11 protein-coding genes are annotated in these 13,728 nt (G+C 53.3%); 7 read left to right on the top strand and 4 right to left on the bottom strand.

Annotated features, from left to right (window positions below):
- Positions 1-26: 26 nt before the first annotated feature.
- The 3 genes from ACJJI6_RS12480 to ACJJI6_RS12470 all read left to right on the top strand — a co-directional run bounded on the left by ACJJI6_RS12480 (position 27) and on the right by ACJJI6_RS12470 (position 3,473).
- On the top strand, positions 27-1,043 hold the full coding sequence (locus ACJJI6_RS12480; protein WP_413664546.1) for an aspartate carbamoyltransferase: 1,017 nt from the start codon (positions 27-29) through the stop codon (positions 1,041-1,043).
- Between the two features lie 195 nt (positions 1,044-1,238).
- Positions 1,239-2,645: an NfeD family protein gene (locus ACJJI6_RS12475; protein ID WP_475710655.1), complete on the top strand. Its 1,407-nt coding sequence runs from the start codon at positions 1,239-1,241 to the stop codon at positions 2,643-2,645.
- Between the two features lie 63 nt (positions 2,646-2,708).
- Positions 2,709-3,473 carry a slipin family protein gene (locus ACJJI6_RS12470; RefSeq protein ID WP_413664548.1) on the top strand — a complete coding sequence of 255 codons (765 nt, stop codon included), beginning with the start codon at positions 2,709-2,711 and terminating at the stop codon, positions 3,471-3,473.
- Positions 3,474-3,534: 61 nt separating this feature from the next.
- On the opposite strand, the gene pgi is transcribed toward ACJJI6_RS12470, so the two are convergent.
- The 4 genes from pgi to nhaC all read right to left on the bottom strand — a co-directional run bounded on the left by pgi (position 3,535) and on the right by nhaC (position 8,671).
- Positions 3,535-5,160: a glucose-6-phosphate isomerase gene (gene pgi, locus ACJJI6_RS12465; protein ID WP_444956842.1), complete on the bottom strand. Its 1,626-nt coding sequence runs from the start codon at positions 5,158-5,160 to the stop codon at positions 3,535-3,537.
- A gap of 320 nt (positions 5,161-5,480) precedes the next feature.
- The gene (locus tag ACJJI6_RS12460; RefSeq protein WP_157533369.1) at positions 5,481-5,675 is read right to left on the bottom strand and encodes a hypothetical protein; all 195 of its coding nucleotides are present in this window, start codon (positions 5,673-5,675) and stop codon (positions 5,481-5,483) included.
- A gap of 463 nt (positions 5,676-6,138) precedes the next feature.
- On the bottom strand, positions 6,139-7,185 hold the full coding sequence (locus ACJJI6_RS12455) for a DUF3549 family protein (protein WP_475708661.1): 1,047 nt from the start codon (positions 7,183-7,185) through the stop codon (positions 6,139-6,141).
- Between the two features lie 19 nt (positions 7,186-7,204).
- Entirely contained in the window at positions 7,205-8,671 is a 1,467-nt protein-coding gene (gene nhaC, locus ACJJI6_RS12450) for a Na+/H+ antiporter NhaC (RefSeq protein WP_413665846.1), read from the bottom strand.
- Positions 8,672-8,984: 313 nt separating this feature from the next.
- Here nhaC and ACJJI6_RS12445 point away from each other — a divergent pair, with 313 nt between their 5' ends.
- The 4 genes from ACJJI6_RS12445 to ACJJI6_RS12430 all read left to right on the top strand — a co-directional run bounded on the left by ACJJI6_RS12445 (position 8,985) and on the right by ACJJI6_RS12430 (position 13,713).
- Positions 8,985-10,154: a 1-acyl-sn-glycerol-3-phosphate acyltransferase gene (locus tag ACJJI6_RS12445; protein WP_413664551.1), complete on the top strand. Its 1,170-nt coding sequence runs from the start codon at positions 8,985-8,987 to the stop codon at positions 10,152-10,154.
- A 92-nt stretch (positions 10,155-10,246) separates the two neighbouring features.
- On the top strand, positions 10,247-12,382 hold the full coding sequence (dinG, locus tag ACJJI6_RS12440) for an ATP-dependent DNA helicase DinG (RefSeq protein ID WP_444926845.1): 2,136 nt from the start codon (positions 10,247-10,249) through the stop codon (positions 12,380-12,382).
- 91 nt (positions 12,383-12,473) lie between these two features.
- Positions 12,474-12,797 (top strand): YqcC family protein, encoded by a 324-nt coding sequence (locus tag ACJJI6_RS12435; protein WP_475710654.1) that lies wholly within the window; start codon positions 12,474-12,476, stop codon positions 12,795-12,797.
- Positions 12,798-13,029: 232 nt separating this feature from the next.
- Positions 13,030-13,713 (top strand): ATP-dependent zinc protease family protein, encoded by a 684-nt coding sequence (locus tag ACJJI6_RS12430; protein ID WP_475710653.1) that lies wholly within the window; start codon positions 13,030-13,032, stop codon positions 13,711-13,713.
- The last annotated feature ends 15 nt before the right edge of the window (positions 13,714-13,728 follow it).

The raw sequence follows: 13,728 nt of genomic DNA, 5'->3' as shown, positions 1-13,728 counted from the left end.
CACAAGGCGCAACCACTGGAGTAACCATGGACTTTATCGGAGCCAATATTCTGTCGGTCAGCCAATTTGAGCGCGCCGACATAGAGCGCGTATTTGATGTAGCTGACGCCATGACCCCCTATGCACAGCGTGAAAAGGTAACGCGTGTATTGGAAGGGGCGATTCTCGGCAATATGTTTATGGAGCCGAGCACCCGTACTCGCCTGAGTTTTGGAGCCGCCTTTAATCTGTTGGGCGGTACTGTACGTGAAACGGTAGGAATTACTGCCAGCGCTATGGCAAAGGGCGAATCCCTTTACGACACCGCCCGAGTGCTATCGGGCTATAGCGACGTGATTTGTATGCGCCACCCAAAAGAAGGGTCGGTGGCTGAGTTTGCTGAAGCGAGTCGTGTGCCGGTGGTCAACGGCGGCGACGGCGCCAATGAACACCCCACCCAGGCACTGTTGGACCTCTACACCATTCGCAAGGAACTGGCTGCGCACGGTCGCACCCTGGATGATTTTCGTATCGCCATGATCGGCGACCTCAAGCACGGCCGCACGGTGCACTCCCTGTGCAAACTGCTGTGTTTGTTTGGCAAGGTGCAGATTACCCTGGTTTCTCCACCGGAACTGGCGATGCCGGAAATGATTGTGGAGATGCTGCGCGGGGCCGGGCACGAGGTGACGGTTACCGATCAGCTGGAATCCTCTATCTCCCATGTGGATATTGTTTACTCCACCCGTATCCAGGAGGAGCGTTTCGCCTCTCAGGAAGAGGCCAACCGCTACCGTGGGCGCTTCCGCCTGAATAAGGCTATTTTTACCCGCCACGCAGAGCCTAACACGGTAATTATGCACCCCCTGCCACGGGATTCACGGGCAGAGGCGAATGAACTGGATACCGACCTAAATGAACATCCGAGCCTGGCGATTTTCCGCCAGACCGACAATGGCTTGCTGGTGCGTATGGCTCTGTTTGCCATGTTGCTGGGTGTTGAGAATCAGGTAGATAAATATTCCCGCGATGTGAACTGGTATAGCCGACGCAATCGGGTATAAAACTACTCAACTGGGCGTAAATCCCGGTGGAAATAAACAAGGCCCCAGCTAATTCTGTTAATCTGATGGAATTAGCCGGGGTTTTTTGTTTCCGGTTTAGGGTGTCGTGAATGCTAAAGTGATTTTGCTTGTTCGCTGTGGCACTCAATATCCAAATATTGGCGTTGAGCCAGATGTCGCATCAGGGATGGATGCATGTCGAAGCAGAATTCGCCCGTTTTGTTCTTTCGCAGCCTGGTTTTCCTGGCGCTGCTGCTCAGCCTTTTTGTGTGCAAAAGTGCCGCCCAGGAAGAGCCCTTTCCCCATGTAGCCATACTCAAAATTGATGGCGCCATAGGTCCCGCGACGACTGATTATTTCAAGCGGGCTACGCAGGAAGCTGTGGACCAGGGCGCAGAGTTGGTGATTCTGCATCTGGATACCCCTGGGGGGTTGGATGCGGCCTCGCGGGATATCATCCAGCATATCCTTGCGTCTCCTATCCCTATTGCCACCTACGTTTACCCCTCCGGCGCGCGCGCTGCGAGTGCGGGAACTTATATTCTCTATGCCAGCCAGATCGCCGCTATGGCTCCTGCTACCACCTTGGGAGCGGCTACGCCAGTGCAGATTGGCGGACCTCAGGGCACACCTATGCCGGGGGGAAAGCAGGAGGAGGAGAAAAAAGAAAAGGCGGAAGACGGTGAGGATGGAGAAAAAGAAAAACCGCTTGCGGGAACGGCCATGGAGCGCAAAGTCGTTAATGACTCAGTCGCGTTTATCCGGGGTTTGGCACAGCGCCATGGGCGCAATGCAGACTGGGCGGAAAAAGCTGTACGCGAGGCCGCGACCCTGACGGCTCCGGAAGCGTTAAAAATGAATGTTATCGATATTGTTGCGGATAATGATGACGATTTATTGCGCCAGGTTGCTGGTCGAAAAGTATTACTCGATATCGGTGATTATACGATTCCTGAAAATATTGCCGAGCTGCAAAGTGAAAGTTACGAGCCGGATTGGCGCAATGAATTGCTGGCCCTGATTACCAATCCTCAAGTGGCCTATATTTTGTTATTGGTGGGTATTTACGGGCTTATTTTTGAGGGGTATAGCCCCGGTGCTTTTGTTCCCGGGATTGTTGGTGTTATCTGCCTGTTACTGGCATTTTATGCCTTGCAAGTTTTACCGATTAATTACGCTGGTCTTGCATTAATTATTGTTGGCGCATTGCTGATTGTGGCAGAGGTTTTTATGCCGAGTTTCGGCGCCCTGGGGATCGGTGGAATTATTGCATTGGTGATTGGCTCTGTAATGCTTATTGATAGTGATGTGCCGGGAATGCAGGTTTCCAAACAGCTGATTGGGGCTATTGCCGGTGTAAGTGGTGTCTTTTTATTGATGCTACTGACCGCTGTTGGACGCAGTTTACGCCAGCCGAAAGTCCCGGCAGACCAGGCTTTTGTGGGACGCTCTGCGGTGGTAAGCGAAGTTAAAGACGCAGAGATCTTGGTGCATCTCGATGGAGAGATTTGGCAGGCGACCTGCAACCAGCCTCTGAAGGTGGGTCAGAAAGTTAGAGTAGTGGCCCAACACGGTATGGTTTTACGGGTAGAGGTGGAATAGGTAGGGCAATCAGTTGAGCTAATGAAAGTGCTCAACAGTTAAGGTGGGAATAAGGAGAGTCCAATGATGCTCAGTTATTTTTTTGGGATACTGGTAGTCGCACTTATATTGCTGCTGATGTATGCCATTCGTATTTTGCGGGAGTATGAGCGCGCGGTGGTATTTTTCCTGGGGCGTTTCCAAACAGTGAAGGGGCCAGGACTGATTATAATCATTCCCATTGTTCAAACTATGGAGCGCGTGGATCTGCGCACTGTGGTTATGGACGTACCCACCCAGGATGTTATCAGCAGGGATAATGTCTCAGTTAAAGTCAACGCAGTGGTTTATTACCGGGTGATTAATCCACAGTCTGCAATTATTAATGTGGAATTTTATCACGAGGCTGTAAGCCAGTTAGCGCAAACTACATTGCGGTCGGTACTGGGTAAGCACGAGCTGGATGAGATGTTATGTGAGCGGGACAAGCTAAATGTAGATATCCAAAAAATACTCGATGAGCAAACAGATGCCTGGGGTGTAAAAGTTACTAATGTAGAGATTAAACATATCGATCTTGATGAAAGTATGGTGCGGGCTATCGCACAGCAGGCAGAGGCGGAGCGCGCGCGGCGGGCTAAAGTTATACACGCAGAGGGGGAGGCGCAGGCGGCTTTAAAGCTGACTGAGGCAGCGAATCAATTATCGAAAAATGCCAACGCGATTACTTTGCGCTATATGCAAACCATGATTGATATTGCCGGCGCAAATAACAGCTCTACAATTGTATTTCCGTTGCCACTGGATCTAATTGAGCCAATGCTGAAGCGGGGCTCTGCATCCAGTTAACGATGTCCTTAACAAAGATCAAAAAAGGCCGCACTAATTAGTGCGGCCTTTTTTGTAGAGTTTAGAGCAGCTTTTTCATCAGGCTGCGGGTTGAACTATCCCAGTCATCCTGAGGAATTTCACCCTTGGCAGCCTTATGGATTTTTGAACTCAACTGCTTACCAAGTTCGACGCCCCACTGATCAAAGGGGTTGATCCCCAGCAGGCAGCCGCCAACGTAGACCTTGTGCTCGTACAGTGCCAGGAGCGAGCCCAGGTGGAAAGGATCTAACTTTTCCAGGATCAGGGTGTTGCTGGAGCGATTACCAGGGATTACTTTATGTGGGGCTAGGGCGTGGGCCTCACGATGAGTGTGACCAGCTTCTTCCAGTTCCTGGCGGGCCTCATGCAGGCTTTTGCCTCGCAGTAGCGCCTGGCTCTGGCTAATACAACAGGCCTGCAGCCAGCGGTGCTGTTCGAGGAGTTTAGACGTCGGTTCCTTGACTGCGATAAAGTCTGCTGGAATAAGGTCGGTTCCCTGGTGCAATAATTGGTGGAAAGAGTGTTGGCCATTCGTACCCTCACTGCCCCAGATAACGCTGCCACTGGGGTAGCCCAGCGCCTGCCCGTCCTTGTCGACACTTTTACCCAGGCTCTCCATATCCAGCTGCTGTAACCAGGCGGGGAATCGGGCCAGGCGCTGCGCGTAGGGCAGTACGACGTGGCTGGTCGTATGCCAGCACTGGCGGTACCAGAAGTGGGTCAACGCCATCAGTACGGGTAGATTGGATTCCAATGGAGTAGTGGCGAAGTGCTGGTCCATTGCATTGGCGCCTTGCAGAAGCTGTTCAAAAACTTCATAGCCACAAGCGAGAACAATAGGCAGGCCGATAGCAGACCAGAGTGAGTAGCGACCACCCACCCAATCCCACATTGGGAAAATGTTTTCAGGAGCAATTCCGAAATCCTGAGCAGCAGTAATATTACTGCTCACTGCAACAAAGTGTTTGGCCAACTGCGACTCATCGCAACCGGCAGATAACATCCAACGGCGTGCGGACAGCGCATTTTCACGGGTTTCCAAGGTGGAAAAGGACTTGGAAGCAATTACAAAAAGGGTTTCTTCCGCATCGATACCAGCCAAGGTGTCGCTAAGGTCTGCGCCATCGATATTTGCTACAAAGTGCACATCGATAGAGTCCTTGTGCCAAGGACTGAGGGCCTCTACCGCCACGCGTGGACCCAGGTCGGAACCACCGATACCGATATTCACGATATGGCGGATCGGCTTATCTGAGAAGCTGCGCCAGCTATGGTTGTGCACCGATTCGGCAAACTGTTTCATTTGCTCGCGGCAATCTTTTACCGCCCGCTCTTGTTCAGTTTTCGGTTGCCCCTGAAATCGCAGTGCGGTGTGCAGGGCAGGGCGGTGTTCGGTATTGTTGACAATGGCCCCGTTCACTAGCGCAGTAATTTGGTTGTTCAGACCCTGCTCTTCTGCATATTCCAACAGCAACTTAAGGGTGTCTTCACGCAAGTGGTTCTTACTGTAATCCAGATAGATTCCGGCTGCGTCTGAGCTGAACTTATCTGTCCTTTGGGGATCCGTTGCAAACAGCTCTCTCAAGGACCACTTATGTTGGTCAAAATGGGACTTCAACCGTGAGATTGCCGCTACACGGCTTAAAGCCAGGGTTTCACTAGTCATGGTATTCGGTTTGTTCTCTTCTGAGCCTTTTTATTGCCACTTGGCTAAAACGTACACAAATCAAATTTTATTTATTATTTCTGGGCGGCAATGCTAACGGCATTTTCTTTGCCGGGCCAGCGCCGCGGGCATCACAGTCTATTACAGGGAATGTTTCGAGATAAGGAACTGTGTGGGGAAAGACAAATGCCGCTCGTTAGAGCGGCATTTTGTGGTGATCCATACTAAATAAGGCTTTGTAAATCGGGTGTCTGTCAGCGGTGATTTGGTCAAAACTTCATTTAGTATGAATCACCACGCTGTCGGGCAAGAAAAAGATTTTACTTGACCACCTTCATGCAGCGCACTCTGTCGGAAGCCATCCAGCAGTCGGCATCTGCAGGACAAGCCATGGATAGAGGAATTTGTTCAGCGCCGGGTGGGCAGTAAGCTGGAGGTGCCGGAGGGCTACAGCAACCTGCAAGAACCAGTGCACTGATAATTCCAATTAAGTACTTGGCTGGAGTGAAATTCATCCCCTAACTCCTTTCCGTTGATGTTAGCCATTAGCATAGCCAATAAAACGTCACCTGTTGGTCAGCTTTGTAAAATCTGTTCTACAAAGGTACCGCCTATTTGAGTGTAATAGGCGTTGGGTTTAAATGTCTGTCAATGATCAAGTTATGAAAAGAGGTGCGCCAATTTATTTTAAAAAACTACTTAAATAAGGGGTTTTTTAAAAAATGTGATTTGTGCTGACCGTTTTTTATGGTGAATTTCGGTTGTTTAATCTACGCGCTGAAACTGATCGCGCCAGTTTTGAGGCAGACTCTAAGAATTATTATTGTGGCTGACAATGCCGCTTGATGGATTGGGGAGTTTTTTTGCGATGCAAAGAAAATGGTTTCACGAGTAAGAGTTTTTCTGTTAAAAATTCTCACTCGTGAAAGTAGCTTTAATGGGTGAGGGAGCACCAGCTGAGGCGTTATCTTTAGGCCTTCAGTGTGTCGGTTTGGGTCCGTGCAAAAAATTGCCAAAGGCTACTGCGAGACTTTCTTTTCTTGCCGGGTCACGGAGAGCACTCAATAGGGCGATTCGCACTTTCGGAATGAACATTAAATCGGAAAGCAGTAAGTTAAAAGTCTGCTGGTCAGCGGCATCGGCCAGCTTGCCAACCCACTGTGCGGCCAATTCTTGTCCTTCCAAATCTTGGACGCAGCGACTGCCTATTGCGGCCAGGACTTCTTTATTCCGGTTGCTGGCATCTTCAGCCAAAAGTGACTGTATAAATGCCTGTCGCAATCCTGTGGCTGGTGAGTGAGAGATACCCCTGATAGCAGCAGCGGCCACCGAGATATCCGGCGTGTTTGCGGTCAGTTCTTGCTCTGCTCGCTCAATAATGGCTGCTGCAAGACGGTGGTCGACCGGCTGGTTTTCCAGGCAATGGCAAATGTTAATAAAAACCGGAGCCGCGACTTTTCCAATCTGGCGCATTAGCAAAGTGCTTTCTTTTTCCCAGCGCACGGCCAAGTCGGCAATCCCTTGCAGCGCAAGGTTGTCCCAGCGGTGATTTTCCGGGTCGCCAAAATAGCGCAGGACAGGCTCGTAATGTTCGCTGGGCTGGCGGCCCAGCAGAAGCGCTGTTTGGGAGTGAAATGCTGCCTGCCGCTCAGTTGATGGGGTAAACAGCAAGCCACTTTGCTGCAGCAGCTGGTCCAGCTGCGCAGCAGATTCAGAAGCGGGTCCCTGCTTGAGTTCCTGTGCCAGAGCGCGAAGTAATCCATCTCGGGCTTGAAGTTGCAGCTTGCCCTGCTCGTCCAGCGGAAAGCGCAGGAACCAGACGATGGGTTCACCGCCTTCGGCTGGTTGCAGCAGCAGGCCCGTCCAGGCCTGGCGCAAGTATGGGTGTGGCCAGGGAGCCAGACCTGCTTCGAAGGATGCCGCAGTGGATTTCGAAACCGACTGCAAGCGCCGGCCCAGATCGAACCAGCGCAATTTGAAGTCAGCCTGCTCGATCAGGGCGCTTAGGGTACCGCTTTCACTCATAGGGGTTTTGTCTATTTCCTTAAGATGCCGTAGCCGCTACAGAAATGGGCTTCTGTTTAAAGTGCAGCCAGCCATAGGCGATCGCCAACAGAGGGCAGATAATATTGAATAGGGCAAAAGGTAAATACTCCCAGGTAGCAATACCCAGCGTTGCCGCCATAAAGGCACCACAAGTATTCCAGGGAATCAGCACAGAGGTGATGGTGCCGGAATCCTCGAGGGTACGAGACAAGTTAAGCCCGTGTAAGCCCTTTTCCTTGAAGGCTTCGCGGAACATACGGCCCGGAATAATAATCGCCATGTACTGATCGCCTGCGGCCAGATTCATTCCAAAGCAGGTGAAGACGGTGGCAGTTACCAGGCCGCCCACTGTTTTAACCAGTGACAAAACTCCCTGGACGATGACCTGTAGGAATCCGGCCCGCTCCATAGCGCCGCCGAAGGCCATGGCGGAGGTGATCAGCCATACGGTGTTGAGCATGCTGCTCATACCACCTTTGGACAGCAATGCAGCCACGTTCTCGTTGGTGGAAGTGGACTTATAGCCGTCGAACAGACTGTACCAAGCGCCCTTCAGGGGAGCTAAAGCACCTTCACCACCACCGAGTCGACGGGCGGCTTCCGGTTCGAAAATCAGTGCGATGGCACAGCCAACCAGGGAGCCGATGATCAATGTTGGGAAAGCGGGGACTTTGCGCCAAGCCATTGCTAGCAACAAGATCAAAGGCAGCAGGCTAACCAGGGAAATTTTGAACTCACTGCTAAGCGCGGTGAGCAATGATTCGATATCAGTTGCGGAGGCAGAACTGGCTTCAGAGGTAAAACCCAGGAAAGCGAAAACCGCCAGGGCGATCGCGAAGGCCGGGATCGCTGTGGACATCATATGGCGAATATGCTGGAACAGATCATTGGATGTTACCGCTGCGGCCACGTTGGTAGTGTCAGATAGCGGAGACATCTTATCGCCGAAGTAGGCGCCAGAGATTACGGCTCCGGCAGTGACCTCAAGGGATAGGCCCAGAGCGCCGGCAATTCCCATCAGTGCCACACCTAAGGTGCCCGCTGTGGTCCAGCTGGAGCCAATACTCAGTCCTACTACGGCACAAATAATACAGCTGGCGGCGTAGAACCACTGTGGCGATAGAATCTGCACGCCGTAATAGATCATTGAAGGCACTGTGCCGGCCAGGATCCAGCTACCGATAAGTGCACCTACAGACAGCAGGATCAGAATAGCGCCAAATACCAGGCCAATGCCATGGAGCATCCCACCTTCCATGTCGTTCCAGCTGTGTCCGTTCTTCATCCCCATTAGGGCCACAACGCAGGCACAGAGCAGTAGCGCTATTTGATTGGGACCGTAGGAGGAGTCTGCACCGTAGAAATATACGGATAGTGACAACAGGGCGACGAGAATCCCGAGAGGGATCAGGGCGTCCGTTAAGCTGGGAGCGCGCGGCTCTGAGCTGGGGTTGGATTGAGACAAGGTGAACTCCTGCTTGACTGCGTGGCTAGCGCCGTATTCGTTATCGTTGTTTTGCCGTCGGCGGCGGTTAATAGCCTTATTCTCATAGCTTGGGGCGGTGAAGTCCACTTTGTATCATCGCAGCATCGCTGTATTTTGGCGTTGACTTGGTCGTCGAAACCGGATTTATCACTGGGGTCAACTATCTGGTCGGGTCCAGTGCTGGCAGTTCGTCGACGCTTCCGGTATGTTCTGCGCCCAGTAGTCCCGGCTGATCCAGCCGCAAAATAAATAAGTGCGGGCCGTCTGAGGCAGGCCCGACAGGTAGTATTTCATGAGAGCAAGTGAGTTAGACCCCTCTCAATTCGAGGATATGCGCCCCTATCGCGATGATGAAGTGCGCGAGGTTATCAAAAGGCTAATTGCCGACCCGGAAATGTCCCACGCAGCGGCGCATTTCCTTGTCCCCAAACTGGCTCAGCTGGAGGGCGCCGTCGCCTGGTTGGTACGTCAGTTTCTGCGCTTTGAACTGCGCAATGTTCGCAATGTGCGGGATCTTCAAGAGATTGTCGGCAAATATATGGAGAAGGTGATCAAGCGCACCACCTCCGGCCTGAGCATTTCTGGTCTGGACACCCTGCCCAGGGATCGCGCCTGCCTGTTTGTCAGCAATCACCGCGACATCGCTATGGACCCGGCGCTGATGATTCAGGCGATGTTCCGCGAAGGGCATGAGACCTCCCGCATTGCGATTGGAGACAACCTGCTCAGCAAGCAGTTTGCCAGCGACCTGATGAAGTTGAACAAGTGCTTCACCGTGGTGCGCAGTTCTGGCAGTCGTCGGGAAAAGCTGCAGGCAGCAACCCAGTTGTCCAATTACATCTATCACTCCATCGTCAACGATAACGAGCATGTGTGGATCGCACAGCGTTCCGGGCGCGCCAAAGATGGCCTGGATCGCACCAATCCAGCACTCTGCGCCATGTTCGCCATGACTAAGGACCGGGAAACGCCCTTTGCCGATTTTTGGCGCAAGTTGCACATTGTTCCGGTGTCTATTTCCTACGAATGGGACCCCTGTGATGCACAGAAGGCCAAGGAAATTTACGTTACCGAGCACAAGGACGAGTACAAGAAGGGTAAAAACGAGGACTTGGCCTCGATTGGTAAGGGCATTGTCGGTCACAAAGGCCGTGTACATGCCGCCTTCGGCACGCCGATTGAAGGTGATTTTAACGATGTAAACAGCCTGGCTGAAGAAATAGATCGCCAAGTTATCGGCAACTACACATTGCATCCATCCAATATGATTGCCTACGAGATGGTTTACGGTGAGGTTCCGCAATTACCGGTGGGATATCCGGCTAAAGCCTGGGACCCCGCTGCACATAAAGAAGAGCGGGAGAAGTTTGAAGCGCGCATGGCTCGGGTCGATGAGCGCTGGCGCGACAAGGCTATTCAGGCCTACGCCAATCCCGTGGTATCTCGCCTCGCCTATGAGTAAGGCCCGCTGAGTTCAGAAGCTGGTGGGGAGAGGGCGCTTAGTGGATAATAGCGCCCCCTGCGCCAGCCACTTAGCGAATAGACCTCACCCCCGTGCTCAACGAAAAACACAAAAGCGCCATTCAGGGCGCCTATAGCCAATTCCTGTCCGGTCGAGGGCTGAAAGCCCGCTATGGGCAGAAGCTGATGGTAGCCGCCATTGCCCGCTCACTGGGTTCCATCACCCAGAATGCCAGTGGTGAGCGCGATAGCGACAAGACTGATGGTGAGCATATCTGTGTAGTTGAAGCGGGTACGGGCACCGGTAAAACCGTTGCTTACCTTCTCGCCTCTATTCCCCTGGCCCAAGCCCAGGACAAGACCCTGGTGATATCCACCGCCACGGTGGCCCTGCAGGAACAGATTATCCACAAGGACCTGCCAGAAGTTGCTCGTCACAGCGGGCTCAAATTTGAGTTTGCCCTGGCGAAGGGCCGTGGTCGCTATCTCTGCCTATCCAAGTTGGATCAACTCTTGTCCAGCTTTTCTACCTCCGGCACCGGCCTTTCCCTTGGTCTCTATGAAGATGAACTCCCGCAGGTGGAAGCGGAGAGTGTCGCTCTCTACCAGAAGATGACGGATAGCCTGACATCGGGTACCTGGGATGGCGATCGGGATAACTGGCCGGATACGATCGAGACGGATGATTGGAGTCGGGTTACCACTGACCATCGCCAGTGCAGTGGCCGCCGCTGCCCCCATGTCACCAATTGCAGCTTCTTCCGAGCGCGAGAGAGCTTGGGCAAGACACAGGTGATCGTTGCTAACCACGACCTGTTGCTGGCGGACCTGGCCCTGGGTGGTGGCGCGATTCTTCCGCCCCCGGAAGAGACTATCTATGTACTTGATGAAGCCCACCATCTACCGGAAAAGGCTCTCAATCATTTCTCTCACCACAGTCGCGTAGGGGCTTCCACCGGTTGGTTGGATCAAACCAATAAGGCCCTGGGGCAGATGCTGGGTGAGATTGGTGACGGCGCCCAGATCGACCGCTGCGGCGAGCAGCTGCCGGCGGTTCTCACCTCTGCCAAGCAGGGGTTGGAGCAGATGTGGCCGCTGATTGAAGAGCTGTGTGAATTTGAAGATGAGCGGGGCAATACCATCCGCCATCGCTTTGAAGGTGGGGTAATCCCCGATTCCATGTCGCAGCTGGCGGAAAAGCTGCGGGAAGACTTTGATGAGTTGGAAAGCCTGCTCAGCAAGATGTTGCAGACCGCCCAACGCATGATGGAGGACGGCCACTCGCCGGTACCCCTGGCAGATCTGGAGCGCTGGTACCCCCAGTTGGGCAGTTGGCATGGGCGCGCTGAGGCCAACCTTCTGTTGTGGGCGAATTACGCCCGTGCCGATGCTGATGGCGCATTGCCCCAGGCGCGCTGGGTCACCCTGGTGGACTGGGGCGGCTCCACAGATTTTGAGGTTTGCAGCTCACCGATACTTGCAGGCAAAACCCTGGAGTACAGCTTGTGGCGCCGCTGTTACGGCGCGGTACTGACTTCGGCCACACTCACAGCTTTGGGGAAATTTGATCGTTTGCAAATGCGTGCCGGTACTCCGGACAATGCCAGTTATCAGGTGGTGCCGAGTCCTTTCGACTTTTCCCGTGCAACACTGCAAGTGCCCCCGGAAGCTGTGGATGCGGGCAATGCAGAGCAACACACAGACGCCATTATCGATGCGTTGCCAGACCTGCTGAAAGGGGAGGGTGGCGCTCTGGTACTGTTTTCCTCCCGGCGCCAGATGGAGACGGTTTACGAGGCGCTCCCTGGTACCTGGCGCAACCGAATCCTGATGCAGGGGCAGCAATCCCGCCAGCAGTTGCTGGATAGCCACCGTGAGATTATCGATGGCGGCGGCAGCAGTATCCTGTTCGGGCTTGCGAGTTTTGCCGAGGGGTTGGACCTGCCAGGGGATTACTGCCGCCACGTCGTTATTGCGAAACTGCCTTTCGCGGTGCCCGATGACCCGATTGAGGCAGCGCTGGCGGAGTGGATTGAAGCTAAGGGCGGCAATCCGTTTATGCAAATCACAGTGCCGGATGCAGCCCTAAAATTGGTGCAGGCCTGCGGGCGCTTACTGCGGGCAGAAGGGGACAGCGGCACAGTCACTTTGCTGGATCGCCGGGTGGTTACCCGTCGCTATGGTCAGGCAATACTCAATTCACTGCCGCCCTTTAATCGAAAAATTTAGAAAATCTTTAGTCGTATTTGCGCTGTTACTCAGATTGGGCAGGTGGCTATTGCGTATTATCACGGCTGTAAATGTGAAGGTTCTATGAGTTATGCAACCTATTTATTCTGAAATCGCTGATCAGCTCCTGTTCCTTGAATCCGAACTGCGCGGCCTGCAGGTTTGGCAGGATAATGCGCCACCCGCAGAAGCCCTGGCCAGCACTGAGCCATTTTGTGTGGATACTTTGACCTTGCCCCAGTGGCTTCAATTTATTTTTTTGCCGCGTATGCAGGTCCTGATTGAAGGGGAGATGCCCCTACCGGGCCAGTGTGGTATTGCTCCGGTTGCCGAGGAGTTCTTCAAGGGGCGGGATGATGCTGCGGCATTGCTGGCTATTTTGGAGACTATCGATCAGCGCCTGCAGCAGGGCTAACCGGCTTCTGATTCCCTGAGCCCGGTGCTCCCAATCACTCTGGGCGGCATGTCACATTGTTAGTGTTGAGTCCCGCGACTCGGCGGACATCGCTGTGCAGTGGCCGCGCTCATGAGCTAATATCGACCTTTTGCCTGAGGCGGGGAGCAATTTCTCCGTCAGATAAGCGAACACCGCGCGTTTGTAGCGGTCCGAATGGCATTGCTAATGGGGCTTGAGGTAATTGGTCGGTATGCAGAGATTTTTCCTTCTGTGGTTAATGTTGACGCTTTCGGTGCTCGCCGGTTGTGAGTCACTGATGTATCCGGGGCGGGACAGGGCCGCTCAACCAGCGGAAGATGCACCACCGGTAGAATCACCAGATTCTGCGATGCAGTGCCCAGAGCCTGCGGAAGTGATTTGTGCGGAACCGGAAGTGAAGGTTGTTGAGCGGGTAATCGAACGAACTGTAGAAAAAGTAGTCGAAGTGCCCGTTGCCAAAGATAAGTTGGTTTTGGGATCGGTAGAAGAAGTGGCCATAGAGCCTCCCGGCCTGATCCTGGAATCCGTTGTCGATACAGGTTCACCAACCTCCACACTGCGGGTCAGGAAGCTGACTCCGTTCGAGCGGGATGGCAGGGACTGGATCAGGTTCCAGATTGTTCAGTCGAGCAAAATGGACCCGGTTTCGGTAGAGCTGCCGATAAAACGCCATGTTCGAGTGGAGCGCCTGGGCTTTGATAATCAGCGCAGGCCGGTAGTGGAGCTTAACCTGACCGTTGGGCGTATAACCCACCAAGTCGAAGTTAACCTGACCGATGAGGGCGGCTCTGATTTATTGATGCTGCTGGGACGCAACTTCCTCAAAGATGCCGCTGTTGTCGATGTGAGCCGGCGCAATGTCCAGGGCCAACCCCAAATAGACGGGGTTAAATAGGCCAGTTATCCAATT

This window comes from Microbulbifer maximicatervae (SeqCode) (assembly GCF_056232625.1).
Note: the sequence above shows the minus strand (reverse complement) of the source record. Positions and strands in the feature narration are given on the sequence as shown.

Bases quoted from the DNA above. Each gene is read 5' to 3' on its own strand.
- ACJJI6_RS12430 (WP_475710653.1), top strand. From the start codon at position 13,030: ATGCAGAGATTTTTCCTTCTGTGGTTAATGTTGACGCTTTCGGTGCTC.
- ACJJI6_RS12460 (WP_157533369.1), bottom strand. From the start codon at position 5,675: ATGAATTTCACTCCAGCCAAGTACTTAATTGGAATTATCAGTGCACTG.
- ACJJI6_RS12445 (WP_413664551.1), top strand. From the start codon at position 8,985: ATGAGAGCAAGTGAGTTAGACCCCTCTCAATTCGAGGATATGCGCCCC.
- ACJJI6_RS12435 (WP_475710654.1), top strand. From the start codon at position 12,474: ATGCAACCTATTTATTCTGAAATCGCTGATCAGCTCCTGTTCCTTGAA.
- ACJJI6_RS12470 (WP_413664548.1), top strand. From the start codon at position 2,709: ATGATGCTCAGTTATTTTTTTGGGATACTGGTAGTCGCACTTATATTG.
- ACJJI6_RS12475 (WP_475710655.1), top strand. From the start codon at position 1,239: ATGTCGAAGCAGAATTCGCCCGTTTTGTTCTTTCGCAGCCTGGTTTTC.
- ACJJI6_RS12455 (WP_475708661.1), bottom strand. From the start codon at position 7,185: ATGAGTGAAAGCGGTACCCTAAGCGCCCTGATCGAGCAGGCTGACTTC.
- ACJJI6_RS12480 (WP_413664546.1), top strand. From the start codon at position 27: ATGGACTTTATCGGAGCCAATATTCTGTCGGTCAGCCAATTTGAGCGC.
- pgi (WP_444956842.1), bottom strand. From the start codon at position 5,160: ATGACTAGTGAAACCCTGGCTTTAAGCCGTGTAGCGGCAATCTCACGG.